26 protein-coding genes are annotated in these 23,208 nt (G+C 57.8%); 16 read left to right on the forward strand and 10 right to left on the reverse strand.

Features of this window, described 5'->3' with window-relative positions:
• The first annotated feature begins 109 nt into the window (after nucleotides 1–109).
• Nucleotides 110–991: an EamA family transporter RarD gene (rarD, locus tag AC0ZWN_RS07450; RefSeq protein WP_476334580.1), complete on the forward strand. Its 882-nt coding sequence runs from the start codon at nucleotides 110–112 to the stop codon at nucleotides 989–991.
• Nucleotides 992–1,076: 85 nt separating this feature from the next.
• Here rarD and hppD read toward each other — a convergent pair whose 3' ends face one another.
• Nucleotides 1,077–2,153, reverse strand: a complete 1,077-nt coding sequence (hppD, locus tag AC0ZWN_RS07455; RefSeq protein WP_476334581.1) for a 4-hydroxyphenylpyruvate dioxygenase — start codon at nucleotides 2,151–2,153, stop codon at nucleotides 1,077–1,079.
• A gap of 363 nt (nucleotides 2,154–2,516) precedes the next feature.
• On the opposite strand from hppD, the gene AC0ZWN_RS07460 reads away from it, so the two are divergent.
• Together AC0ZWN_RS07460 and AC0ZWN_RS07465 are read left to right on the forward strand one after the other, a co-directional pair.
• Nucleotides 2,517–4,052 carry an EAL domain-containing protein gene (locus AC0ZWN_RS07460; RefSeq protein ID WP_476334582.1) on the forward strand — a complete coding sequence of 512 codons (1,536 nt, stop codon included), beginning with the start codon at nucleotides 2,517–2,519 and terminating at the stop codon, nucleotides 4,050–4,052.
• 235 nt (nucleotides 4,053–4,287) lie between these two features.
• Nucleotides 4,288–4,653 (forward strand): histone-like nucleoid-structuring protein, MvaT/MvaU family, encoded by a 366-nt coding sequence (locus AC0ZWN_RS07465; RefSeq protein WP_093431101.1) that lies wholly within the window; start codon nucleotides 4,288–4,290, stop codon nucleotides 4,651–4,653.
• A gap of 219 nt (nucleotides 4,654–4,872) precedes the next feature.
• Here the strand turns inward: AC0ZWN_RS07465 and AC0ZWN_RS07470 are convergent, their stop codons facing one another.
• The gene (locus tag AC0ZWN_RS07470; protein ID WP_476334583.1) at nucleotides 4,873–5,391 is read right to left on the reverse strand and encodes a DUF4946 domain-containing protein; all 519 of its coding nucleotides are present in this window, start codon (nucleotides 5,389–5,391) and stop codon (nucleotides 4,873–4,875) included.
• A gap of 139 nt (nucleotides 5,392–5,530) precedes the next feature.
• Here AC0ZWN_RS07470 and gloA point away from each other — a divergent pair, with 139 nt between their 5' ends.
• Entirely contained in the window at nucleotides 5,531–6,052 is a 522-nt protein-coding gene (gene gloA, locus AC0ZWN_RS07475; protein WP_007963339.1) for a lactoylglutathione lyase, read from the forward strand.
• Between the two features lie 253 nt (nucleotides 6,053–6,305).
• Here the strand turns inward: gloA and ahpF are convergent, their stop codons facing one another.
• The 3 genes from ahpF to AC0ZWN_RS07490 all read right to left on the reverse strand — a co-directional run bounded on the left by ahpF (nucleotide 6,306) and on the right by AC0ZWN_RS07490 (nucleotide 9,631).
• Nucleotides 6,306–7,868 carry an alkyl hydroperoxide reductase subunit F gene (gene ahpF / locus AC0ZWN_RS07480; protein ID WP_093431092.1) on the reverse strand — a complete coding sequence of 521 codons (1,563 nt, stop codon included), beginning with the start codon at nucleotides 7,866–7,868 and terminating at the stop codon, nucleotides 6,306–6,308.
• A 124-nt stretch (nucleotides 7,869–7,992) separates the two neighbouring features.
• Complete coding sequence (gene ahpC / locus AC0ZWN_RS07485; protein ID WP_003224621.1) at nucleotides 7,993–8,556, reverse strand: alkyl hydroperoxide reductase subunit C; 564 nt, start codon at nucleotides 8,554–8,556, stop codon at nucleotides 7,993–7,995.
• Between the two features lie 136 nt (nucleotides 8,557–8,692).
• Nucleotides 8,693–9,631 carry a site-specific integrase gene (locus AC0ZWN_RS07490; protein ID WP_476334585.1) on the reverse strand — a complete coding sequence of 313 codons (939 nt, stop codon included), beginning with the start codon at nucleotides 9,629–9,631 and terminating at the stop codon, nucleotides 8,693–8,695.
• Between the two features lie 177 nt (nucleotides 9,632–9,808).
• Here AC0ZWN_RS07490 and AC0ZWN_RS07495 point away from each other — a divergent pair, with 177 nt between their 5' ends.
• Entirely contained in the window at nucleotides 9,809–10,825 is a 1,017-nt protein-coding gene (locus tag AC0ZWN_RS07495; RefSeq protein WP_476334586.1) for a DNA-binding protein, read from the forward strand.
• Here the strand turns inward: AC0ZWN_RS07495 and gorA are convergent.
• On the reverse strand, nucleotides 10,822–12,180 hold the full coding sequence (gene gorA / locus AC0ZWN_RS07500) for a glutathione-disulfide reductase (RefSeq protein WP_476334587.1): 1,359 nt from the start codon (nucleotides 12,178–12,180) through the stop codon (nucleotides 10,822–10,824). The genes AC0ZWN_RS07495 and gorA overlap by 4 nt on opposite strands.
• Nucleotides 12,181–12,308: 128 nt before the next feature.
• On the reverse strand, nucleotides 12,309–13,148 hold the full coding sequence (gene galU / locus AC0ZWN_RS07505) for a UTP--glucose-1-phosphate uridylyltransferase GalU (protein WP_093431079.1): 840 nt from the start codon (nucleotides 13,146–13,148) through the stop codon (nucleotides 12,309–12,311).
• A 258-nt stretch (nucleotides 13,149–13,406) separates the two neighbouring features.
• Here galU and AC0ZWN_RS07510 point away from each other — a divergent pair, with 258 nt between their 5' ends.
• Both AC0ZWN_RS07510 and AC0ZWN_RS07515 read left to right on the forward strand, forming a co-directional pair.
• Nucleotides 13,407–13,592 (forward strand): hypothetical protein, encoded by a 186-nt coding sequence (locus AC0ZWN_RS07510; RefSeq protein ID WP_090283267.1) that lies wholly within the window; start codon nucleotides 13,407–13,409, stop codon nucleotides 13,590–13,592.
• A 135-nt stretch (nucleotides 13,593–13,727) separates the two neighbouring features.
• Entirely contained in the window at nucleotides 13,728–14,015 is a 288-nt protein-coding gene (locus tag AC0ZWN_RS07515) for a hypothetical protein (protein ID WP_093431076.1), read from the forward strand.
• Between the two features lie 3 nt (nucleotides 14,016–14,018).
• On the opposite strand, the gene AC0ZWN_RS07520 is transcribed toward AC0ZWN_RS07515, so the two are convergent.
• Nucleotides 14,019–14,249: a hypothetical protein gene (locus AC0ZWN_RS07520; protein ID WP_008082673.1), complete on the reverse strand. Its 231-nt coding sequence runs from the start codon at nucleotides 14,247–14,249 to the stop codon at nucleotides 14,019–14,021.
• Nucleotides 14,250–14,320: 71 nt separating this feature from the next.
• On the reverse strand, nucleotides 14,321–14,677 hold the full coding sequence (locus tag AC0ZWN_RS07525) for a hypothetical protein (protein WP_093431070.1): 357 nt from the start codon (nucleotides 14,675–14,677) through the stop codon (nucleotides 14,321–14,323).
• A 210-nt stretch (nucleotides 14,678–14,887) separates the two neighbouring features.
• Between AC0ZWN_RS07525 and AC0ZWN_RS07530 the strand changes: the two genes are divergently transcribed.
• The 5 genes from AC0ZWN_RS07530 (at nucleotide 14,888) to ada (ending at nucleotide 18,022) form a co-directional block, all read left to right on the forward strand.
• Nucleotides 14,888–15,190, forward strand: coding sequence for a DUF1883 domain-containing protein (locus AC0ZWN_RS07530; protein ID WP_007912251.1), 303 nt, complete (start codon nucleotides 14,888–14,890; stop codon nucleotides 15,188–15,190).
• Between the two features lie 34 nt (nucleotides 15,191–15,224).
• A complete protein-coding gene (locus tag AC0ZWN_RS07535) occupies nucleotides 15,225–15,392 on the forward strand; it encodes a hypothetical protein (RefSeq protein ID WP_176471335.1) in 168 nt (55 codons plus the stop codon).
• Between the two features lie 93 nt (nucleotides 15,393–15,485).
• Nucleotides 15,486–16,196: a 2OG-Fe(II) oxygenase gene (locus tag AC0ZWN_RS07540; RefSeq protein ID WP_476334590.1), complete on the forward strand. Its 711-nt coding sequence runs from the start codon at nucleotides 15,486–15,488 to the stop codon at nucleotides 16,194–16,196.
• A 5-nt stretch (nucleotides 16,197–16,201) separates the two neighbouring features.
• Complete coding sequence (alkB, locus tag AC0ZWN_RS07545) at nucleotides 16,202–16,867, forward strand: DNA oxidative demethylase AlkB (protein WP_476334592.1); 666 nt, start codon at nucleotides 16,202–16,204, stop codon at nucleotides 16,865–16,867.
• Between the two features lie 87 nt (nucleotides 16,868–16,954).
• On the forward strand, nucleotides 16,955–18,022 hold the full coding sequence (gene ada, locus AC0ZWN_RS07550; protein ID WP_460128997.1) for a bifunctional DNA-binding transcriptional regulator/O6-methylguanine-DNA methyltransferase Ada: 1,068 nt from the start codon (nucleotides 16,955–16,957) through the stop codon (nucleotides 18,020–18,022).
• Between the two features lie 34 nt (nucleotides 18,023–18,056).
• Here ada and acuI read toward each other — a convergent pair whose 3' ends face one another.
• Nucleotides 18,057–19,040 (reverse strand): acrylyl-CoA reductase (NADPH), encoded by a 984-nt coding sequence (gene acuI / locus AC0ZWN_RS07555; protein WP_476334594.1) that lies wholly within the window; start codon nucleotides 19,038–19,040, stop codon nucleotides 18,057–18,059.
• 354 nt (nucleotides 19,041–19,394) lie between these two features.
• On the opposite strand from acuI, the gene AC0ZWN_RS07560 reads away from it, so the two are divergent.
• From AC0ZWN_RS07560 to modC, 4 genes are all read left to right on the forward strand, one after another.
• Nucleotides 19,395–20,459 (forward strand): NAD(P)H-dependent flavin oxidoreductase, encoded by a 1,065-nt coding sequence (locus AC0ZWN_RS07560; RefSeq protein ID WP_476334595.1) that lies wholly within the window; start codon nucleotides 19,395–19,397, stop codon nucleotides 20,457–20,459.
• 170 nt (nucleotides 20,460–20,629) lie between these two features.
• On the forward strand, nucleotides 20,630–21,397 hold the full coding sequence (gene modA / locus AC0ZWN_RS07565; RefSeq protein ID WP_194933046.1) for a molybdate ABC transporter substrate-binding protein: 768 nt from the start codon (nucleotides 20,630–20,632) through the stop codon (nucleotides 21,395–21,397).
• Between the two features lies 1 nt (nucleotide 21,398).
• Entirely contained in the window at nucleotides 21,399–22,079 is a 681-nt protein-coding gene (gene modB, locus AC0ZWN_RS07570; RefSeq protein ID WP_093431052.1) for a molybdate ABC transporter permease subunit, read from the forward strand.
• 3 nt (nucleotides 22,080–22,082) lie between these two features.
• Nucleotides 22,083–23,162, forward strand: a complete 1,080-nt coding sequence (modC, locus tag AC0ZWN_RS07575; protein WP_414926097.1) for a molybdenum ABC transporter ATP-binding protein — start codon at nucleotides 22,083–22,085, stop codon at nucleotides 23,160–23,162.
• Nucleotides 23,163–23,208: the final 46 nt, after the last annotated feature.

Here is a 23,208-nt window from a genome sequence, read left to right on the forward strand (position 1 = left end):
CAACGTCTAGACGGTATATGTGTGAAGAATATTGAGCATCTGCCCAATATTCAGCACAAAAACCACGTATCCTTCGCGCCCCGTTTGACCATCAACCCGCGAGGACAGTTTGTCTAAAGGTATCGCTCTATCGGTTTCAGCCTCGGTGCTGTTTGCCGTCATGTATTACTACACCTCGTTGCTCACACCGTTGAGCGGCGTGGAGATCTTTGGCTGGCGGATGCTCCTGACGGTGCCGTGCATGACCGTGTTCATGCTGGTGTCCGGGGAATGGCGGCGGGTGCTGGAGCTGATGCGGTTGATGGCGGCAAAGCCGAAATTGATCGCAGGCCTGATCGTTTCAGCTGCCCTGCTCGGTGTGCAATTGTGGCTGTTCATGTGGGCGCCGCTCAACGGCTACAGCCTCGATGTTTCGCTGGGCTACTTCCTGCTGCCACTGGCGATGGTGCTGACCGGGCGGATTGCCTTCGGTGACAGCCTGTCGTATTTGCAAAAGGTTGCGGTGTTCTTCGCCACCCTGGGCGTGTTGAACGAGCTATATCAGGTCGGCGGGTTTTCCTGGGCGACGTTGGTGGTGGTCGTCGGCTATCCGCTTTACTTCGTGCTGCGTAAATACCTGAAGACCGACAATCTGGGCGGGTTGTGGGTCGACATGACCCTGATGCTGCCGGTCGCCTGGTGGTTTGTGCAGGGTGGCGAGCAAGGCTTCGGCGTGTTCGATCAGTACCCGGGGCTGATGTGGCTGATTCCGTTGCTGGGTTTGATCAGTGCGTCGGCACTGGTGGTGTACATCATTGCCAGCCGTTTGCTGCCGTTCAGTCTGTTTGGCTTGTTGAGTTATGTTGAGCCGGTGTTGTTGCTAGGGGTGGCGTTGCTGCTCGGCGAAAGCATCAAGTCCGGGGAGTGGCTGACGTATATTCCGATCTGGCTGGCCGTTGTGGTGCTGGTCTTCGAAGGCTTCAAACACCTGATGCGCCAACGCCGTCCTTAAAAGCGAACGCTACGATCTTTTGATCTACAAAAAAATCCCGGCTCTGCATTTCAGCAGGCCGGGATTTTTTCATTTCAGTGGCCGATTACTCGGTAGCAAGCACACCACGACGCACCTGATCGCGCTCGATCGACTCGAACAGGGCCTTGAAGTTGCCTTCGCCGAAACCATCATCGCCTTTGCGCTGGATGAATTCGAAGAACACCGGGCCCATCAGGGTTTCCGAAAAGATCTGCAGGAGCAGGCGCTTGTCGCCCTGCTCCGAGGCGCCGTCGAGCAGGATGCCGCGCGATTGCAGTTGATCAACCGGCTCGCCGTGGTTCGGCAGGCGACCTTCGAGCATTTCGTAGTAAGTATCTGGCGGCGCGGTCATGAAGCGCATGCCGATCTTCTTTAATTGATCCCAGGTATTGATCAGGTCATCGGTGAGGAACGCAACGTGCTGGATGCCCTCACCGTTGAACTGCATCAGGAACTCTTCGATCTGGCCCGCGCCTTTGGACGATTCTTCGTTCAGCGGGATGCGGATCATGCCGTCCGGTGCGGTCATCGCTTTCGAGGTCAGGCCGGTGTACTCGCCCTTGATGTCGAAGTAACGGATCTCGCGGAAGTTGAACAGCTTCTCGTAGAAGTTCGCCCAGTAGGCCATGCGACCGCGATAGACGTTGTGGGTCAGGTGGTCGATGATCTTCAGGCCGGCACCGACCGGGTTGCGATCAACGCCTTCGAGGAACACGAAGTCGATGTCATAGATCGAGCTGCCTTCGCCGAAACGGTCGATCAGGTACAACGGCGCGCCGCCAATGCCTTTGATCGCCGGCAGGTTCAGCTCCATCGGACCGGTTTCGATATGAATCGGCTGAGCGCCGAGTTCCAGTGCGCGGTTGTAGGCTTTTTGCGAATCCTTGACGCGGAATGCCATGCCGCACACGGATGGGCCGTGTTCGGCGGCGAAGTACGACGCCACGCTGTTCGGTTCGTTGTTGAGGATCAGGTTGATCGCGCCCTGACGGTACAGGTGCACGTTCTTGGAGCGGTGGGTCGCGACTTTGGTGAAGCCCATGATCTCGAAGATCGGCTCCAGGGTGCCCGGCACCGGCGATGCGAGTTCAATGAATTCAAAGCCCATCAGGCCCATTGGGTTTTCGTATAAATCTGCCATGGTGGCGCCTCATCATTTCTTATCAATTAACCAGGGTTATTTGTCAGTCATGCGAGGTCGGTGGGTGGCGCGCAGGAGATGCCACGCACACTGCGGGCGAGGAAGTCACCGTAGATCAGTTGAAACCCGAATATCTTCATTGTCGACCCAAGGCTCTTGCGGGCGAGGCTTCTGCTGCCAGAAGACGATTATTATTGTATGCGTAACCCGATTCTACACAGCGTAAATAGGCTTGTCTGCCCTCCCTATAAAATCCGCTTTTTTGCGCCCGGCGCAAGGGCTTTGTTGCACTATGCTTTTCAGCGGCGCGCCGTTATCCGGCCTGCGTTCGAGAGCCCCACTCCCCCGCGACAGGATGCGCCCATGCCGTTGACCGTCAGACCCCGCCGCAAACGCAGCACACGCATTCTCGTCACACTACTCAGCGGTTTGCTTCCGGTGCTGCTGGGCAGCGCCATTCTTTACATCCAGGCCGGACGCACGCTGGAGCAAGGTTCACAACAGACCGCCGAAGAGGCACTGCAGCAGTTCGAGTTGATGCTCGACAACACCGCGCAAGCGGCGCGCGAATTGCTGCCATTGGCCGGTCAGAATTGCGAAAACGTCAAACTCGCCTTGCGCGAGCAAGTAACCCGCCGCCCGTTCGTGCGCTCGACCAATCTGGTGTGGGACGACAACCTTTATTGCAGCTCTTTGTTTGGCGACTTCAAGGAAGCCGTCAACGCGGGCGACTACAACCAGGGCAAGTTGTGGCTGATGAACGGCAATCCGGTCACCCCCAACACCGCGCTGCTGGTTTATCGGCTCAGCGAAGGTCGCGGCGGCGCATTGACGACACTGGACGGTTACCATCTAAGCAACATGTTGCGTTTGATCGGCCGGCACATGTTGCTGGTGCTGCAAGTGGGCGATAACTGGCTGTCGGCCGACGGCAAAGTCCACACCGGCCCCCTCCCCACGCTGCCGATAGCGCAAAACACCTTGGCCTCCTCCCGTTATGCGTTCAGTGTTTCTGCCGGGTTTCCCGAGGGCGAAACCTGGCGCTACATGGTCGATGAATATCCGCCGCTGTTCAGTCTGCTGATCTTTTTTGGCGTGGTGTCGGGGGCCATCGGCCATGTCCTGCAGAAGCGCTCCACTTCACCGAGCCACGAAATGCTTCGCGCGCTCGAGGCTGGCGAGTTCATTCCCTACTTCCAGCCCGTGGTGCATGGCGACAGCAAGGCATGGTCGGGAGCTGAAGTGTTGATGCGCTGGACTCACCCGAAAGAAGGCCTGGTACGTCCGGATCTGTTTATTCCATTCGCCGAGCATTCGGGGTTGATCGTGCCGATGACCCGCGCCCTGATGCAACAAACTGCCGCGCTGCTGGGGCCGCTATCAGCAACGTTCACCGCGCCATTTCATATCGGCATCAATATCACCGCGAGCCATTGCAAAGACCTGGAACTGGTGGAGGATTGTCGAACGTTTCTCGCCGCGTTCGCCGCCGACAGCATCAACCTGGTGCTGGAGTTGACCGAGCGCGAATTGATCGAGCCGACCGACATCACTCGCCAGCTGTTCGAGCAACTGCACGCGCTGGGCGTGAAGATCGCGATTGACGACTTCGGCACCGGCCACTCAAGCCTGGGCTACTTGCGCAAATTCAATGTGGATTTCCTCAAGATCGATCAGAGTTTCGTCGCCATGATCGGTGTCGATGCGTTGTCCCGACACATTCTCGATACCATTATCGACCTGTCGGCCAAGCTTGATCTGGGTATTGTTGCCGAAGGTGTCGAAACTCAGGCGCAAGCCGATTATCTGACCGCACATCACGTCAACTTCCTGCAAGGGTATCTGTTCGGCAAACCGATGCCGGCTGCGGAATTCATCAGCGCGTTAACTCACCATTAACTAAGCCAGATTAAGACGAGCGTACCGGCCAGGCGCACCAAATTGATACAAAAGACCGCTGTTGTTACATGAGGACAACATCAGGATTTACTCTTGGCGCATTAACTACTACAATTTTTTCAACCTGAGCAAGATTGGCAGGTGAGCCATTTATCACCGAGTCGCTTCAAGGCTCTTGGCTTATTAGCTTTGTTTGCGGTTGGTATCAGCCAAACACACTATTGGAGTAAAGATATTGTCCAGACTCGCTGAATTTCGTGCAGCTGAAAAGGCCCTTCAGGAACAGCTCAAACAGCTGGAATCGCTGAAGAACGATGCCGGGCTCAAGAAAGAAATCGAATTCGAAGAAAAGCTCCAGGGGCTGATGAAAACCTACGGCAAAGGCCTGAAGGACATCGTCGCCATCCTCGATCCGAACCCGGCAAAATCCGCTTTGCAGACTTCTGCAGCCCCTAAAACCCGCCGCGCTCGCGTGGTCAAGGTTTATCAGAATCCGCATACCGGTGAACTGATCGAAACCAAGGGCGGCAATCACCGTGGCCTGAAAGCCTGGAAGGAACAATACGGTGCAGCCACCGTTGATTCCTGGTTGCGCGGTTAATCCAACGCCAATAAAAAAGCCCTGCATGACGCAGGGCTTTTTTGTTGACAATATCTAACAAATGAAATGAATTTCATCGAACAAGTTGCGGGTTTTCTGTAACGTTGCTGAGTCAGAAAGCTAAACATTTTGCGGCGCGATGTTGCGATCAAGGCCGCCATTAAACTTTGTGCTTAATCCGTTCGGGTATCTAACCTCCTCCGTGAAGAGTACAGCGCCTTAAAGTTTCAAGCTGTTTCTCAGCGCCACTATCTCGTCTGCGCTGGCCTTATAAATCTCAGCTTGCCCGGCGTAGGAAAGAACATAAGCCTTGTCCGCCTCGACTGCCGCCACTAGGGTTTGCGACAACACATGCCGACCGTTTTCGGTGATGGTGCAAGTGGTTTCCAGTGCCGGCAAAGTACCCAGCGTCGCCGGATGCACTTTGTTGCAGACACTTTGGTAACCGCCCTGGAAGAAGTCCTTCTGTATCGACTTGCGCATCTCCAGCAGCACGCCCTGCAAATTGACCTGATGCCCTGCTTCGACATGAGTCATGGTCAATTCCATGACCATCACCTGATTGCCATCGGCGTCGTTCTTGACCGCGCGCTGACGGGAAACCTGTGCAGCCGCCTCGGGCAGCGCCTCGACTTGCCAACCGGCTGGCCAGGTAATGCTTGGTTCGTCCGCTGACGCGCAGACCGCCACAAGCGACAACACAAAAAAAACAAACACGGATTTAAACAGTCGGATCATTGCCGGACGCACTCGCAGATTGAGCCGTAAAGTCTGAGGCTCGCCCGCACGCAGGGCAAGCCTGCCCTTTCATTTGGCGATGCCGACAGGCATGCGTATCATTGCGTCCATTCACTCGCCCATAGTTATTGGAGGGCTCATGAGCCTGCACGAACTCAATACGTTCCCCGGCGTCACCGCCACCCCAGACAGCGCAACCCGCAACTTCGTTTTCAACCACACCATGTTGCGCGTCAAAGACATCACTAAATCCCTGGACTTCTACACCCGCGTCCTGGGCTTCTCGCTGGTGGAGAAACGCGATTTCCCGGAAGCCGAGTTCAGCCTGTACTTCCTCGCACTGGTCGACAAAGCGCAGATCCCGGCCGACGCGGCTGCCCGCACTGAGTGGATGAAATCGATCCCGGGCATTCTCGAACTGACCCATAACCACGGCACCGAAAACGATGCGGATTTTGCCTATCACAACGGCAATACCGACCCGCGTGGTTTTGGTCATATCTGCATTTCGGTGCCGGATATCGTCGCGGCCTGTGCGCGCTTTGAAGAGTTGGGCTGCGACTTCCAGAAGCGCCTGACCGATGGCCGCATGAAGAGCCTGGCTTTCATCAAGGATCCGGATGGTTACTGGGTCGAGATCATTCAGCCTGCGCCGCTGTAAAAGCTGAAAAGCCCCTCACCCTAACCCTCTCCCATAGGGAGAGGGAACTGATTGGGGGATAAGCAAGAATTCCGCCGACGTGAAAGATCTTTACCGAATCCATAATCGACTCGGTCATTCAGGTCGATGGAAAACGCCAGACACCTCGGTCGGCTCCCTCTCCCTCGGGAGAGGGCTGGGGTGAGGGGCAGCTTTTCACGCGCAATAAAAAACCCGTGATCGCTCACGGGTTTTTTCATTTCTGGCTGGACGCTTACGCCGGAGCCGAAGTGCGGATCAAGTGATCAAAAGCACTCAGCGAAGCCTTGGCGCCCTCGCCCACCGCGATCACGATCTGCTTGTACGGCACGGTGGTCACGTCGCCGGCCGCGAAGATGCCCGGGATCGACGTTTCACCCCGGTTGTCGACGATGATCTCGCCACGCGGTGACAACTCGATGGTGCCCTTCAGCCAGTCAGTGTTCGGCAACAGACCGATCTGCACGAAGATCCCTTCCAGCTCGACGGTACGCAACTCATCGGTGTTGCGATCCTTGTAGCGCAGGCCGTTGACCTTCTCGCCATTGCCGGTGACTTCAGTGGTTTGCGCACTGGTGATCACCGTGACGTTCGGCAGGCTGTGCAGTTTGCGCTGCAATACCGCGTCGGCACGCAGTTGTACGTCGAACTCCAGCAGCGTCACGTGCGAGACAATGCCGGCCAGGTCGATGGCCGCTTCAACGCCGGAGTTACCGCCGCCGATCACTGCCACGCGCTTGCCTTTGAACAGCGGACCGTCACAGTGCGGGCAGTACGCCACGCCTTTGTTGCGGTATTCCTGCTCGCCCGGCACGTTCATTTCACGCCAGCGCGCACCGGTCGCGAGAATCACGCTCTTGGCTTTGAGGGTCGCGCCGCTGGCGAAACGGACTTCGTGCAGCTCGCCGTTTTTGCCCGGAATCAGCTTGTCGGCACGTTGCAGGTTCATGATGTCGACGTCGTATTGCTTGACGTGTTCTTCCAGCGCCGTGGCCAGTTTCGGTCCTTCGGTTTCCTGTACGGAAATGAAGTTCTCGATGGCCATGGTGTCGAGCACCTGGCCGCCGAAACGCTCAGCAACGACGCCAGTGCGGATACCTTTACGTGCAGCGTAAATCGCTGCCGACGCACCGGCCGGGCCACCACCGACGACCAACACATCAAAGGCCTCTTTGGCGCTGATTTTCTCAGCCTGACGCTCGATGGCACCGGTGTCGAGTTTGGCCAGAATCTCTTCCAGGCCCATGCGGCCTTGACCGAAGTTCTCACCGTTGAGGTAGATGCTCGGCACGGCCATGATCTTGCGATCGTTGACTTCGTCCTGGAACAACGCACCGTCGATGGCGACGTGGCGGATGTTCGGGTTGAGCACAGCCATCAGGTTCAGCGCCTGGACCACGTCCGGGCAGTTCTGGCAGGACAGCGAGAAGTAGGTCTCGAAGCTGAACTGGCCTTTGAGCGAGCGGATCTGCTCGATCACTTCAACACTGGCTTTCGATGGGTGGCCGCCGACTTGCAGCAGGGCCAGCACCAGCGAGGTGAACTCGTGGCCCATCGGGATACCGGCGAAACGCAGACTGATGTCGGCGCCCGGGCGGTTGATCGAGAACGATGGCTTGCGTGCATCGTCACCGCTGTCGATCAGGGTAATTTGGCTCGAAAGACTGGCAACGTCTTTCAGCAGTTCCAGCATTTCACGGGATTTCGCACCGTCGTCGAGGGAGGCAACGATCTCGATCGGCTGGGTGACCCGTTCCAGGTACGATTTCAACTGGGCTTTAAGATTGGCGTCCAACATACGGGCGATTTCCTTTATTTGAGGCGAAAAAAAGCCCGAGCGAATCTCGCCCGGGCATTTTTATGGGGCGGTGCAGCTAACTTAAGTAGGTGCGGAGATCCGCCCCGAGTTGCGTGTCACAGACTTAGATCTTGCCGACCAGGTCCAGGGACGGTGCCAGAGTGGCCTCGCCTTCTTTCCACTTGGCTGGGCAAACTTCGCCTGGGTGAGCAGCAACGTACTGAGCAGCCTTGATCTTGCGCAGCAGCTCGGAAGCGTCACGGCCAACGCCGCCATCGTTCAGTTCAACGATTTTGATCTGGCCTTCTGGGTTGATCACGAAGGTGCCACGGTCAGCCAGACCAGCTTCTTCGATCAGCACGTCGAAGTTGCGGGAGATGACGTGGGTCGGGTCGCCGATCATGGTGTATTCGATTTTGCCAATGGCTGGCGAAGTGTTGTGCCAGGCAGCGTGGGCAAAGTGGGTATCGGTGGAAACGCTGTAGATCTCTACGCCCAATTTCTGGAAAGCAGCATAGTTGTCAGCCAGGTCTTCCAGCTCGGTTGGGCAAACGAAGGTGAAGTCGGCTGGGTAGAAGAATACAACCGACCACTTGCCTTTCAGGTCAGCGTCCGAGACTTGAACGAAGTCGCCGTTTTTGAACGCGGTAGCTTTGAACGGTTTAACTTGGCTGTTGATGATAGGCATTGATGACTCTCCGTCAGGGTTGTGAATTCGATGGGTGAATCCTACCCACTCACTCGACGGATGGCTCATTGGCAAACCTGATGCTGCTGATTTGTTTTCGCTATTAGCCGACTGTATTAATAGAAGAAAACGATATCTACAACGAAGCCGGGTTATCCGTAATCCGAGCCATCCCTTGGAATGGGCTGACTTCAACATAGCGCATCGCCGACTTCATATCCTTCCAGCCGACGTAACTCATCAACGATTTCAGATCCCAGCCACTTTGGTGTGCCCAAGTGGCAAAGCCGCGACGCAGGGAATGGCTGGTGTAGTTTTCGGCGGCAATCCCGGCACGCTGCAACGCCTGGCGCAGCAAAGGAATGATGCTGTTGGCGTGCAGGCCCTCCTCGTTCAGATTGCCCCAGCGGTCGATGCTGCGGAAAACCGGGCCGCGTACCAGCGCCGCTTCGGTGATCCAGTCGATGTAGGCCTGCACCGGGCAGAGCTTGAGCAGCGCCGGCGCTTGATAGGTCTGCCCGAGGTTTTCCCGATCGCCTTTGCTGCGCGGCAAATACAAGGTGATGCCTTTGCCGGCATGCGCTTGCACATGTTCGATTTGCAGGCGGCACAGCTCATCGCTGCGGAAGCCGCGCCAGAAACCCAGCAGAATCAAGGCGCGATCACGATAAGCCTTGAGCAGTAGCGGACGATCCTGCTGCTCTTTTGCGGTTTGCGCCTCATGCTCCAGCCAGTCGATGACGCGCTGCAAATCCTGCAACTGCAACGGCTCAGCCTGTTTCTCCTGCGCTGGATGCAAAGCCCGAATCCCTTTGAAAACCTTGCGCACCACCGGCGCCTTGGTCGGGTCGGCAAACCCTTGGCTGTTGTGCCACTGCGCCAGCGCCGACAGACGCAGCTTCAGCGTGTTTATCGACAACTCTTCGGCGTGCGCCACCAGATACCGCGCGACGCTGTCGGCCGTCGCCGGCAAGAACCCGCCCCACTTAACTTCGAAATGCTCGATGGCCGCGCGATAGCTACGGCGCGTGTTGTCACGGGTGGCGGCTTGCAGATAGCGATCCAGATCGCTCATGGGCTGTTTTCTCGCTGGCGTACTGATGCAGGAATGCAAAGGCGCATTTTGCCGCCTGACACTGGGTAATACCAGTATATCCCGCGCGTTCAATATCAAAGGTTTATCTTTATTTTTGAGATGGTACACTGCGTACTTTAGTGGCATGTACCACAGTACGTAACCGTAGGAGTTCACATGGCCCGTGGCGGCATTACCAAAGCACTGGTGCAGATCGCGCGCACAGCGATCCTCGCCCGTGGCGAACACCCGAGCATCGATGCAGTACGCATTGAAATGGGCAACACCGGCTCGAAAACCACGATCCATCGCTATTTGAAAGAACTGGATGACGGCGCCCAGCTCGTTGAAGCCTCGGCTGAGCCTATCGATGACGAGTTGACCGCCCTCGTCTCCAGGCTCGCCCAACGTCTCAAAGAACAAGCGCAAGAGCCCATCGAGCAAGCCCGCGAGCAGTTCGAGGAGCAGCGCGAAGCACTGGAGTCGGAGCTGCAACAGACGCGTCAGGCACTGGAAAAGCTCGAACACGAGCACGACATTCAAGGCGCTGCGCTGGCGCGTGAATCCGAAGCGCTGAACAACACACGCTCGATGCTGCAGACCGAGCAGACCCGCAATGCCGGGCTGAATCAGGCATTAGCCGACTTTGAGTTGCGCTTGCAGGACAAGGACGAGCAGATCCGCTCGCTGGAAGAAAAACACCTGCATGCCCGTGACGCGCTGGAGCACTACCGCAACGCCAGCAAAGAGCAGCGCGAGCAGGAACAGAGCCGCCACGAAGCGCAGGTGCAACAGATTCAGGCCGAACTGCGTCAGGCGCAGCAAAGCGCACTGGTTCGTCAGGACGAGATCACGCAACTGCACCGCGACAACGAACGCCTGCTCACGGAAAACCGTGGCACGCAGCGCGAACTGAGTCTGCTGCAGGATCAGCTCAAGCAGAGCAATCAGCGTCAGGACCAATTGCTCGAGCAAGCGACCCGCGTCGACAGCGAACGCACCCTCCTCCAGGAACGCCTGCGCGTGGCCACCCTGGAAAGCCAGACACTCAAGCAGAGCGTCGAGGAGCAGGCGCTGCTCAACCAGTCACTGGAAAAGGAATTGAACAAGGCTCAGGCAAGCCTGGAAGAAAGCCAGCGTCTGGCGGCTGCCGTTACGGCAGCGCCAGACTCGGCCAAGCCGAAAGACGCTTAAGCGCCGACCGGCGTACGCATGGTGACGAATTCTTCGGCGGCCGTCGGGTGCACCCCGATCGTGTCGTCGAAATCACGCTTGGTTGCGCCAGCTTTCAACGCAATCGCCAGGCCCTGGACGATCTCACCAGCGTCCGGGCCGACCATGTGGCAGCCGAGGACTTTGTCAGTCTTGCCGTCGACCACCAGTTTCATCAGGGTTTTTTCCTGGCACTCGGTCAGGGTCAACTTCATCGGCCGGAACCGGCTTTCGAAAATCACCACGTCGTGGCCAGCCTCGCGCGCTTCTTCTTCGGTCAAACCGACCGTGCCGATGTTCGGCAGGCTGAACACCGCCGTCGGGATCATCTTGTAATCTACCGGACGGTATTGCTCTGGCTTGAACAGACGTCGCGCCACAGCCATACCTTCAGCCAGCGCCACCGGCGTCAGTTGCACACGACCAATGACATCGCCCAGCGCCAGAATCGATGGCTCGCTGGTCTGATACTGCTCGTCGACTTTGATGAAGCCTTTGTCATTGAGTTGCACATCGGTATTTTCCAGGCCCAGATTGTCGAGCATCGGGCGTCGACCCGTGGCGTAGAACACGCAATCCGCCTCCAGCTCACGACCATCTTTAAGGGTGGCTTTCAAACTGCCATCGGCCTGCTTGTCGATACGCGCGATGTCGGCATTGAACTGCAGGTCCAGACCACGCTTGGTCAGCTCTTCCTGCAAATGCTTGCGCACCGAACCATCGAAGCCGCGCAGGAACAGATCGCCGCGATACAGCAGCGTGGTGTTCGCGCCAAGGCCGTGGAAGATCCCGGCAAATTCGACCGCAATGTAACCGCCGCCAACCACCAACACACGCTTTGGCAGCTCCTTGAGGAAGAACGCCTCATTGGAACCGATGGCGTGTTCGCGCCCCGGAATCTCCGGAATCTGCGGCCAGCCGCCGGTAGCGATCAGAATGTTTTTCGCTGTAAAACGCTCACCATTCACTTCAACTTCATGCGGGCCAACGATCTTCGCGTGCGCTTCATGCAAGGTCACGCCGCTGTTGACCAGCAGGTTGCGATAGATGCCGTTGAGGCGATTGATCTCACGATCCTTGTTGGCGATCAGCGTCGCCCAGTCGAAATTCGCTTCGCCCAGGCTCCAGCCAAAACCGGACGCCTGCTCAAAGTCTTCGGCGAAATGCGCGCCGTACACCAGCAGCTTTTTCGGCACACAGCCGACGTTAACACAGGTCCCGCCCAGATAACGGCTCTCCGCCACCGCCACTTTCGCGCCGAAACCGGCCGCAAAACGCGCAGCACGCACACCGCCGGAACCGGCACCAATCACATAAAGGTCAAAATCGTAGGCCATTTCTATCTCCTCGGCAGGGGATCAGCATACCTGCAGCCACCCATTGGGCAAGCGCTGCCAGTCATATGGGGGCGCAAAATGAAAAAACCCGCCGAAGCGGGTTTTTTTTACAGACAATTCAAGCGCTCTTAATAAGCCTTGCCAGTCTTGTAGAAGTTCTCGAAGCAGAAGTTGGTTGCTTCGATGTAGCCTTCAGCACCACCGCAGTCGAAACGCTTGCCTTTGAACTTGTAAGCCATGACGCAGCCGTTCTGGGCTTGTTTCATCAGGGCGTCGGTGATCTGGATTTCGCCGCCCTTGCCTGGCTCGGTTTGTTCGATCAGGTCGAAGATGTCCGGAGTCAGGATGTAACGACCGATGATTGCCAGGTTCGAAGGCGCGTCTTCCGGCTTTGGCTTCTCCACCATGCTGTGAACGCGGTAGATGTCGTCGCGGATCATCTCGCCGGCGATAACGCCGTACTTGCTGGTTTCCTGCGGATCGACTTCCTGGATGGCGATGATCGAGCAACGGAACTGCTTGTACAGCTTGACCATCTGGGTCAGTACACCGTCGCCTTCGAGGTTGACGCACAGGTCGTCCGCCAGCACCACGGCGAACGGTTCGTCACCGATCAGTGGGCGACCGGTGAGGATCGCGTGACCCAGACCTTTCATTTCGGTTTGACGGGTGTAGGAGAACGAGCACGAGTCGAGCAGTTTGCGGATACCGACCAGGTATTTCTCTTTGTCGGTGCCTTTGATCTGGTTTTCCAGCTCGTAGCTGATGTCGAAGTGGTCTTCCAGAGCACGCTTGCCACGACCGGTCACGATGGAGATTTCCGTCAGGCCAGCGTCCAGAGCTTCTTCAACGCCGTACTGGATCAGTGGCTTGTTTACCACCGGCAGCATTTCTTTAGGCATGGCTTTAGTCGCTGGCAGGAAGCGAGTACCGTAACCGGCTGCTGGGAACAAGCATTTCTTGATCATATAAGTCCTTGAAAGGGCTGTGTGTACGAGTTTCGGCGCAGTCTAATCAGGCGGCGTGCACCTTACAATGCCCCGCACTGGCTAACCGATGCCAACATAGAGAAATATTCTCGCCGATAGTTCCATCGACATCCTGGCGCAGCCAGATCAGCGTAGCTCAAAGCAGCCGAGAAACTGAATCACCATACGCTCATCGCCCCCCAATGCGAGCATTTGCCGGTATCATGGCGCCTTTGAACCAGCGAACGAGACAGATAGATGGCTGCGGTAAAAATCGTCAACGGGTATGTGATCGACAAGAAAGACGGCAAGTGGACGCTGACCACGACCAATGGCGAACACATCGCCGGGCCTTTCGACAGCGAACAAATGGCGACCGATGTAGCGGCAGTGTTCACCGACACTCCGGCATCGGCCAAGCGCCGTGGCAAAGATCAGGACTGATCGACTGCGACACCCCAAGCCCTGCCCTTGCGCAGGGCTTTTTTGTGCCCACTTACAAACAAGTGGCCAAACGCTATAACCTTTTCACACCGGCGCTGTCAGAGCGTCTAGTCCCCCTCGCTGAAGACCACAAACATGAATCTGAAAAAATGGCTGCCCCTGATCGCGGTATTGGCACTGGCCGGTTGCGCCACCTCCCAACCTACGTACCTGAACAATGGTGAACAGGGGCTGTCGATCGATTGCTCCGGCGAAGCGAATTCCTGGGCGACCTGCTATGAAAAAGCCGATGCCTCCTGCGCGGGCACTGGCTACCGAATCGTTGGCACCGACGGCACACCCCAGCCCAAGGAAAGCGACAAAACCCTGGGCGTTGATGTCGGCAACTACAAAAACCGCAGCGTTGTCGTGGTCTGCAAATAGACCTTACATATGAATTTCGGCGAACTTGATCCCGAGTCCACGAACGACTTCGATCAGATCGTCGAGACGGTTGAAGGATTCGACTTCGTCGTTATCGTCGACCAGAAAGTAGCTGCGCCCGGCGCTCTTCTTGAAAAACACGATCCACTCACCCGGATTCGCCGGGTTCTGGATAACATGGGTGGCAGAGATCAGGCCCTCTACGTGGCGCTCCCGTACTTGCTCTCGCTTCATCGCGACTCCAGAAATGAAAATGCCGTCACAGCATGACTGCGACGGCATCGGTGCTGATGACTGTCAGTCTATCAGCCGGAAATACACGCATTGGCGGCCTTTTGCACGTCACGCGGGCGAACCGGCACATTCGACATGCGCTCATGCAACTTGATGCTGCTGCCACCGGAGCGATCTTCGATATCAAACACTGCGGCTGCACCGGTAGAAAGTTTCCCCGGCACGATGACCCGAACCCCGTCCTTGTGCGGCTGCACTTGCAGCGCGCCGCGGCTGTCTGCCAGTTTATCGGCCAGACACTGGGCATATTCATGGGGTTTCTTGCCGGAGATCACGCTCATGGTCGGCAGCGTTTCATTGATTTCGGAAACACTCGCACAACCACCCACAGCCAGAATCAACGGCAGACACACCACACCCCACTTCATACAAAACCTCCGTTAAAGACCGTCCGACAGCACAAATGCCGTTTTTCTCCGGGGCCTTCTGCATTTAACCCGCATCCGATTGCGAATATCTGTTCAAAATTGTCAAACCAACGCCCGACGGCCAGATAATAACCCGTGCGGGCTGATAAACTGCGCGCAATTACAAGCTATCGTTTTGATTTTGTAGAAAAAGCCCTTCTGGAGGCGCCCATGAAATTCATTCACCAGCGCGAACACCTCAACGAAGACGACATCGTCGTCATCCAATGCTCGCAAATGTGCAACATCCGTCTGATGAACGACGCCAATTTCCGCAGCTTCAAGAACGGCGGCCGTCACACCTATCACGGCGGCGCCTTCGACACCTTCCCGGCCCGTATCACCGCGCCGAGCACCGGTTTCTGGAACATCACCATAGACACGGTCAACCGCCGTGCGATCAGCGTAACCCGCAAGCCGACGCTGACCCACTCGATCAAGATCATCCGTCGCTCCAGCACCAAACTCAGCTGAGACACGCCGCTCAACCAGAAAGGAAAGCATGACCGTGGCCCAAACAACCAAATACGTCATCAAGTACAAACTCAACGGTGAACGCCGCTTCGAGTTCGCGCAGCTGGAAAACGGCACTGAAGAAGAAGCCAAGGCTGCGCTTGACGCGATCCACGGCAAAGATGATGTGATCAGCGAGATCGCCGTCAGCAAAGCGCTGTAAGCATCGGCAGGAATTCGACCGCAAGCGGCGGAGTGTTCTGCCGCTACGTCCTGCCTAGACTGACTTTCTTCGACCAAGCGTCAAGGAGTCAGCATGTCGATGTCACCCTCGCGTCTGGATTCGCTCGACTGGGCAAGCCTTGCGCAGCAACTGGATCAGGACGGCTACGCGATCATCCGTTCGCTGCTGCTGGCCGAAACCTGCGATCACCTGAGTGCGCTGTATCCACAGACCGAACCGTTTCGATCGCAGGTCATCATGGCCCGCCACGGTTTCGGTCGCGGCGAGTACAAATACTTTCGATATCCCCTGCCGACACCGGTAGAACGCCTTCGCTGCGCGTTGTATCCGCGCTTGGTCCCCTTAGCCAATCGCTGGTACGAACGCATGCACCTGCCCGAACGTTTTCCGGCGAACCACGCCGAGTTTCTTCAGCGTTGCCATGCCGCCGGTCAACGACGCCCTACCCCTCTTCTGTTGCAGTACGGCCCGCAGGACTACAACTGCCTGCATCAGGACCTGTACGGCGAATCGGTTTTTCCGCTGCAAGTGGCGATTCTTCTGTCAGAACCCGGACAAGACTTCAGCGGCGGAGAGTTCGTTCTCACCGAGCAGCGCCCGCGAATGCAATCTCGCCCGCACGTACTCGATCTGACGAAAGGTGATGCGCTGATTTTTGCCGTGAATCAGCGCCCGGTCAGAGGCGTGCGCGGCGACTACCGGGTGACCATGCGCCACGGCGTCAGTCGCCTGCACAGTGGAAAAAGGCATACCCTAGGCATCATCTTTCACGACGCAACCTGATGGCCATGTCCTCAACAACTCTCGACCTGTTCGCTGACCACGAACCCGAACAACAAGCCCGAGCCGAACAGATTGGCGAGCAATCCTGGCTATTGCGCGGCTTCGCCCTGCCGATTGTCGATCAATTGCTGCCGGCACTGGACGCCGTTCTCGCAACGGCCCCCTTGCGCCACATGGTCACACCGGGCGGTTTCAGCATGTCAGTCGGCACCAGCAGTTGCGGTGAGTGGGGCTGGATCACTGATCGCAGCGGCTATCGTTATTCGGCTGTCGACCCGCTCAACGGGCTGCCTTGGCCGCAGATGCCGAAATCCTTCGCTGCTCTGGCGCATTCGGCAGCCGAGCGAGCTGGTTTCTCTGGCTTCAATGCAGATTCCTGCCTGATCAATCGCTATGTCCCCGGCGCAAAAATGTCATTGCATCAGGATAAAGACGAAAAGAACTACGCCGCGCCGATCGTTTCCCTGTCACTCGGATTACCAGCCATATTTCTGTTCGGCGGTTTTGCGCGCAGCGACAAGACCCGGCGAATTTCGCTGCTGCACGGTGACATGGTGGTCTGGGGCGGCGTCGACCGATTGCGCTACCACGGCGTATTGCCAATCAAGCAAGGTCAGCATCCGCGCTTGGGTCAACAGCGGATCAATCTGACATTTCGGCTGGCTCGCTAAACCCGAAAAATTTGACCGCAAGGCCCGGAGTGTTGTGCCTGGCGAGGCTGGTTAACCTGAATCAAACAGGTCAACGGATTACTCATCATGAAAACGCTTTCGACCCCGCTTGATACCGAACATGATCCACGCTGGGCCGCCGTGCTTGCACGGGATCCGCAGGCGGACGGACAGTTTGTCTATGCGGTAAAAACCACGGGCATCTACTGCCGCCCGAGCAGCCTGGCACGCTTGCCGAAACCGCAGAATGTCGAGTTTTTCGACACCGCCCAACAGGCCGAAGCCGCGGGTTATCGGCCGAGCAAACGTGCGAGCAAGGATCAAAGTGATGTCGCCGCGCAGCATGCCGCGACCGTCGCCACGGCATGCCGGCAAATCGAGATAGCCGAAAATCCGCCCGCCCTGAACGAGCTCGCAGAGACGGCCGGTTTGAGCCCGTTTCACTTTCATCGCGTGTTCAAAGCCGCCACTGGTCTGACGCCAAGAGCCTACGCCGCCGCCCATCGCTCGCGCAGAGTGCGTGAACGTCTCGCGGACGGCAATTCGGTGACGGATGCTCTATATGACGCAGGCTTCAACTCCAACAGCCGTTTCTACGAATCGGCCAACCAACTGTTGGGTATGAAACCTGGCGACTACCGCGCTGCCGGTCAAAACAACGACATCCATTTTGCCGTAGGCCAATGCTCGCTGGGCGCGATTCTGGTGGCGCAAAGCGAGCGTGGAGTGTGCGCGATTTTGCTGGGTGACGACCCGCATCAACTGGTGTGCGACCTGCAGGATCAGTTTCGCAAAGCCAACCTGATTGGCGCAGACAGCGGGTTTGAACAGTTGATTGCCAAAGTCGTGGGCTTTATCGAAGCGCCGGCCATTGGCCTGGATCTGCCACTGGACGTACGGGGGACGGCGTTTCAGGAACGTGTCTGGCAAGCGTTGCGGGAGATTCCGCTCGGCAGCACCGCCAGCTATGCCGAGATTGCCCAGCGCATCGGCGCGCCGACGTCCATGCGCGCAGTGGCTCAGGCGTGCGGGGCCAACCGCCTGGCGGTGGCAATCCCTTGCCACCGCGTGGTGCGCAGCGATGGCAACCTTTCCGGTTATCGTTGGGGGGTCGAGCGCAAGCGTCAGTTGCTTGAGCGCGAGACGCCGGCGTGAACGGTCAATGGATGCTACGCAACCTGAAAATCTGTCAGCGATTGACGTCCACCACAACCCGTCCGCGAAGTTGCCCGGCGAGCAGTTTTGGCGCCGCCTCGATGGCTTCACTCAGGCCGATTTCGTGGCTGATCAATGCCAGCAGCGAGAAATCCAGATCCTTGGCCAGACGCTCCCACGCTTGCAGCCGGCGGGCCTTGGGCTGGGTCACGCTGTTGATGCCGGCGAGGGTCACACCGCGCAAAATAAACGGCGCCACTGACGCCGGGAAGTCCATGCCTTGGGCCAGACCACAGGCGGCGACGGTGCCTTCGGCGCGGGTGCTCGCGCAGGCATTGGCCAGGGTGTGACTGCCAACCGAATCGATCACCGCCGCCCAACGCTCTTTGGCCAGTGGCTTGCCGGGCGCTGACAACATCGCACGGTCAATGATTTCGCCGGCGCCCAACTGCTGCAGATATTCATGCTCGGAGACCCGGCCGGTGGACGCGACGACGCGGTAGCCGAGTTTGCTCAGCAGGGCGATGGCAAAACTGCCGACACCGCCGTTGGCCCCCGTGACCAGCACCTCACCCTGCTCTGGCGTCACGCCATTACGCTCGAGCGCCAGAATGCACAGCATCGCCGTATAACCGGCCGTACCGACAGCCATCGCTTGCGCCGCCGTAAAGGCCTTGGGCAATGGAATCAGCCAATCGCCATTGAGTCGCGCCTTCTGCGCCAGACCGCCCCAGTGATTCTCGCCAACACCCCAGCCATTGAGCAGCACCTGATCACCCACCTTATAGTCGGGGTGTGAACTGGCTTCCACGGTGCCCGCAAGATCGATCCCCGGCACCATCGGAAACTTGCGCACCACCGGACTGCTGCCGGTAATCGCCAAGCCATCCTTGAAGTTCAGCGTGCTGTACGCAACAGCCACGGTGACATCGCCTTCAGGCAATTGCTCCTCGTTGACCTGTTGCAGGTTGGCGCGGTAACCGCTGTCGTCTTTGTCGATCACAATGGCGTTAAACATGACTGCCTCGCTGGACTGTTTTCAGAATGTCGTGCCTTGAAATAGCACATCGCAACACCTTGCCACATTCGACTTTGCGCCAATCGGCGAATTCGCCGGGCATTTCCATGGCCCGCATCTATGCTTTTTCGACGGTCGTGGTTTCGCTGAAATTTTTAAACAGTCCGCCATTGCCGCGACCACCGACGTACCAGCAATTTTCATCACGCTCCTGGAGGCCGAAGAACGGCGGATGTCATCGACGCTGAAAAACTGCACGGGTTGTTCTGAATTTCCAACTGGCCCCGAATCCGGTTTTGCTGCTAAAAACCGGTTTTGCCCCCTGCCCGCTACACCGTTTGGAGAACCGCCCTCATGAGCCAATGGCCAGACACCCGTCTTCTTGATCTGCTCGGCATTGAATTGCCGATCATCCAGGGCCCGATGGCCGGTGCGACGAATTCGTCCATGGTCATCGCCGTGTGCAATGCCGGTGGCCTGGGTTCGATGCCGGCCGCGATGTTGAGCATCGAGCAATTGCGCGAAGAGCTGAAAACCATCCGCCAGCACACCGAAAAGCCCTTCAACGTGAACTTCTTCTGCCATCAGCCACCGGCAGCCGATGAGCAACGTGCACGTGACTGGAAGCATTTACTGGAACCGTATTACCGTGAACTGGGCGCCGATTTCGCTGCACCGACGCCGGTGTCCAACCGCGCGCCGTTCGATGCCGCAGCCTGTGAAGTGCTGGAAGAGTTTCGACCTGAAGTGGTGAGCTTCCATTTCGGCCTGCCAGAGAAATCCTTGCTCGAGCGGGTCAAGGCAACCGGGGCGAAAATTCTCTCATCGGCCACGACGGTCGATGAAGCGATCTGGCTGGAACAGAACGGCTGCGACGCGATTATCGCCATGGGCTACGAGGCCGGCGGCCATCGCGGCATGTTTCTCAGTGATGATCTGAGCAGTCAGGTCGGCACGTTTGCCCTGGTGCCTCAGGTGGTCGATGCGGTGAGCGTACCGGTGATTGCCGCCGGGGCAATTGCTGATGCGCGCGGCATGGCGGCGGCATTTATGTTGGGGGCCTCAGCGGTACAGGTCGGCACCGCCTATCTGTTCACGCCGGAAGCAAAAGTCAGCGCCGCTCACCACAAGGCGCTGCGCACCGCCAAGGAAAGCGAAACGGCAATCACCAATATTTTTACCGGGCGGCCGGCACGGGGCATTCTCAATCGCGTCATGCGTGAACTGGGCCCGATTTCGCCCCAGGCACCAGCATTTCCCTTGGCCGGGGGTGCGCTGATGCCGCTGCGAGCGATCAACGAAGCAGAGTTTGCCAACCTCTGGGCCGGTCAGGCATTCACCCTGGGCAAAGACCTCGGTAGCGCTGAACTGACTCGACAATTGGCCGAAGGCGCACTGGCAAAACTCGCTCGCCGCTGAAGCTGCACAGCGTGAAGATTCAAACATCCTCACGCTGGTTTTAACCAACACTTTCTGTTTGGCGGCATTTCGCTATATATTTCGCTATATAGCGAATTCACCCCTCGCATCGGCGCAGCCCACTTCAAACAATAGCTGCCCGCTGCACTCGTCAATAACGGAGCTGTTACATGACCATTCGTGCCTCACGTCTTGCCCCTGGTTGCCTGGCCTCTTTGCTCGCCGTCTTCGCCATCGGCGCAGTTCAGGCTGATGAAGTGCAGGTGGCTGTGGCAGCCAACTTCACCGCGCCGATCCAGGCCATCGCCGCCGATTTCGAAAAAGACACCGGGCACAAACTGGTCGCAGCCTATGGCGCCACTGGCCAGTTCTACACTCAGATCAAGAACGGCGCGCCGTTCGAAGTGTTCCTCTCCGCTGACGACACCACCCCGGAAAAACTCGAAAAAGAAGGCGAGACCGTCAAAGGTTCGCGTTTCACCTACGCGATCGGCACGCTGGCGTTGTGGTCGGCGAAAGAAGGTTATGTCGATGCGAAAGGCGAAGTGCTGAAAAAGAACGAATACCAGCACCTGTCCATCGCCAATCCGAAAGCCGCGCCCTATGGTCTGGCAGCCACGCAAGTGCTGGAAAAACTCAAACTGACCGACGCCACCAAAGCCAAGATCGTTGAAGGCCAGAACATCACTCAGGCCTACCAATTCGTCTCGACCGGCAACGCTGAGCTGGGTTTTGTAGCCCTGTCGCAGATCTACAAGGACGGCAAAGTCAGCAGCGGTTCGGCATGGATCGTCCCTGCGAGCATGCACGACCCGATCAAACAGGACGCGGTCATTCTGAACAAAGGCAAAGACAACGCCGCCGCCAAAGCCTTGGTTGAATACCTCAAAGGCCCGAAAGCCGCTGCGGTGATCAAGTCCTACGGTTACCAGCTCTAAAATGTCACTGACGAGCGCCGATTTCGCGGCGATCTGGCTGACCCTGAAACTGGCGTCCCTGACCACCGCGATCCTGCTGGTGGTCGGCACGCCGATCGCCCTGTGGCTGTCGCGCACCGATTCATGGCTACGCGGCCCGATCGGAGCGATCGTCGCCCTGCCCCTCGTACTGCCTCCGACCGTAATCGGTTTCTATCTGTTGCTGATGATGGGTCCGCACGGCTTTCTCGGCCAGTTCACCCAATGGCTGGGCCTGGGCACTTTGACGTTCAGCTTCACCGGGCTGGTAATCGGTTCGGTGATCTATTCCATGCCGTTCGTGGTGCAACCGTTGCAAAACGCGTTCTCGGCGATCGGCACCCGTCCCCTGGAAGTGGCCGCGACCTTGCGTGCCAATCCGTGGGACACGTTTTTCAGCGTGATTGTGCCGTTGGCGCGCCCCGGTTTTATCACCGCAGCGATACTCGGTTTCGCGCATACCGTCGGTGAGTTCGGCGTGGTGCTGATGATTGGCGGCAACATTCCCGACAAGACCCGCGTGGTTTCCGTACAAATTTATGACCACGTCGAAGCGATGGAATACGCGCAGGCCCATTGGCTGGCCGGGGCGATGCTGGTGTTTTCGTTTCTGGTGTTGCTGGCGCTGTATTCCAGCCGCAAGACCCGTGCAGGCTGGAGCTGATCGATGATCGATGTGCGTTTGAAACGGGTCTATACGGACTTCAGCCTCGATGTCGACCTGCACTTGCCAGGCCGTGGCGTGACTGCGCTTTATGGGCATTCCGGCTCGGGTAAAACCACCTGTCTGCGTTGCATTGCCGGGCTTGAGCGCGCTGAACATGGCTTCATCCAGATCAACGATGAAGTCTGGCAGGACAGCGATAACGGTATTTTTGTCCCGCCACACAAACGCGCGCTCGGCTATGTATTTCAGGAAGCCAGCCTGTTTCCGCATCTGTCAGTGCTGGCCAATTTGCAGTTCGGCCTCAAGCGCATCGCCAAGTCCCAGCGTCGGGTCGACATGGCGCAGGCCACTGAACTCTTGGGCATCGAGCATTTGCTCGAGCGTCATCCGCAGCATTTGTCGGGAGGCGAACGCCAGCGTGTCGGCATCGCCCGCGCCCTGCTGACCAGCCCGAAACTGCTGCTGATGGACGAGCCGCTGGCCGCTCTCGATAGCCAGCGCAAAAGTGAAATCCTGCCGTACCTGCAACGTCTGCACGACGAACTGGACATTCCGCTGTTGTACGTCAGTCATGCCCAGGATGAAGTGGCGCGACTGGCCGATCATCTGGTCTTGCTCAGCGAAGGCAAAGCGCTGGCCAGCGGCCCGATTGGCGAAACCCTCGCACGTCTTGACCTGCCGATGGCGATGGGTGATGACGCCGGGGTGATCATTGAAGGTCAGGTCTGCGCCTACGATGCGCAATATCAACTGCTGAGCCTGCAATTGCCGGCCACCGAGATGAGCATCCGTGTGACGCACGCGCCGATGGAACCGGGTCAGACCCTGCGCTGCAAAGTACACGCGCGGGATATCAGCCTGAGCCTGCAGAACAGCGAATTCAGCAGCATCCTCAATCGACTGCCGGTGACGGTGGTCAGCGAACAATCGGCGGACAACGCCGCCCACGTTTTGATTCGCCTGGATGTTGGCGGCACCCCGCTGCTCGCGCGTATTACACGCTACTCCCGGGACCAGTTGGGCGTGCATCCGGGCCAGCATTTATGGGCGCAGATCAAAGCGGTCGCAGTCCTCGCTTAAATCATTCGGCACCACGGCAACGGCATGCGGTCAATCGTTTTACAGA

Source organism: Pseudomonas sp. 3B-A001-10F (genome assembly GCF_056313565.1).

Coding starts and splice junctions, on each gene's coding strand:
- ahpF (WP_093431092.1), bottom strand. CDS start 7,868: ATGTTGGACGCCAATCTTAAAGCCCAGTTGAAATCGTACCTGGAACGG.
- ada (WP_460128997.1), top strand. CDS start 16,955: ATGAAAACGCTTTCGACCCCGCTTGATACCGAACATGATCCACGCTGG.
- AC0ZWN_RS07525 (WP_093431070.1), bottom strand. CDS start 14,677: ATGAAGTGGGGTGTGGTGTGTCTGCCGTTGATTCTGGCTGTGGGTGGT.
- gorA (WP_476334587.1), bottom strand. CDS start 12,180: ATGGCCTACGATTTTGACCTTTATGTGATTGGTGCCGGTTCCGGCGGT.
- modC (WP_414926097.1), top strand. CDS start 22,083: ATGATCGATGTGCGTTTGAAACGGGTCTATACGGACTTCAGCCTCGAT.
- AC0ZWN_RS07515 (WP_093431076.1), top strand. CDS start 13,728: ATGAATCTGAAAAAATGGCTGCCCCTGATCGCGGTATTGGCACTGGCC.
- AC0ZWN_RS07540 (WP_476334590.1), top strand. CDS start 15,486: ATGTCGATGTCACCCTCGCGTCTGGATTCGCTCGACTGGGCAAGCCTT.
- AC0ZWN_RS07470 (WP_476334583.1), bottom strand. CDS start 5,391: ATGATCCGACTGTTTAAATCCGTGTTTGTTTTTTTTGTGTTGTCGCTT.
- AC0ZWN_RS07560 (WP_476334595.1), top strand. CDS start 19,395: ATGAGCCAATGGCCAGACACCCGTCTTCTTGATCTGCTCGGCATTGAA.
- modB (WP_093431052.1), top strand. CDS start 21,399: ATGTCACTGACGAGCGCCGATTTCGCGGCGATCTGGCTGACCCTGAAA.
- modA (WP_194933046.1), top strand. CDS start 20,630: ATGACCATTCGTGCCTCACGTCTTGCCCCTGGTTGCCTGGCCTCTTTG.
- AC0ZWN_RS07530 (WP_007912251.1), top strand. CDS start 14,888: ATGAAATTCATTCACCAGCGCGAACACCTCAACGAAGACGACATCGTC.
- AC0ZWN_RS07460 (WP_476334582.1), top strand. CDS start 2,517: ATGCCGTTGACCGTCAGACCCCGCCGCAAACGCAGCACACGCATTCTC.
- AC0ZWN_RS07490 (WP_476334585.1), bottom strand. CDS start 9,631: ATGAGCGATCTGGATCGCTATCTGCAAGCCGCCACCCGTGACAACACG.
- gloA (WP_007963339.1), top strand. CDS start 5,531: ATGAGCCTGCACGAACTCAATACGTTCCCCGGCGTCACCGCCACCCCA.
- AC0ZWN_RS07495 (WP_476334586.1), top strand. CDS start 9,809: ATGGCCCGTGGCGGCATTACCAAAGCACTGGTGCAGATCGCGCGCACA.
- galU (WP_093431079.1), bottom strand. CDS start 13,148: ATGATCAAGAAATGCTTGTTCCCAGCAGCCGGTTACGGTACTCGCTTC.
- alkB (WP_476334592.1), top strand. CDS start 16,202: ATGTCCTCAACAACTCTCGACCTGTTCGCTGACCACGAACCCGAACAA.
- AC0ZWN_RS07510 (WP_090283267.1), top strand. CDS start 13,407: ATGGCTGCGGTAAAAATCGTCAACGGGTATGTGATCGACAAGAAAGAC.
- acuI (WP_476334594.1), bottom strand. CDS start 19,040: ATGTTTAACGCCATTGTGATCGACAAAGACGACAGCGGTTACCGCGCC.
- hppD (WP_476334581.1), bottom strand. CDS start 2,153: ATGGCAGATTTATACGAAAACCCAATGGGCCTGATGGGCTTTGAATTC.
- ahpC (WP_003224621.1), bottom strand. CDS start 8,556: ATGCCTATCATCAACAGCCAAGTTAAACCGTTCAAAGCTACCGCGTTC.
- AC0ZWN_RS07520 (WP_008082673.1), bottom strand. CDS start 14,249: ATGAAGCGAGAGCAAGTACGGGAGCGCCACGTAGAGGGCCTGATCTCT.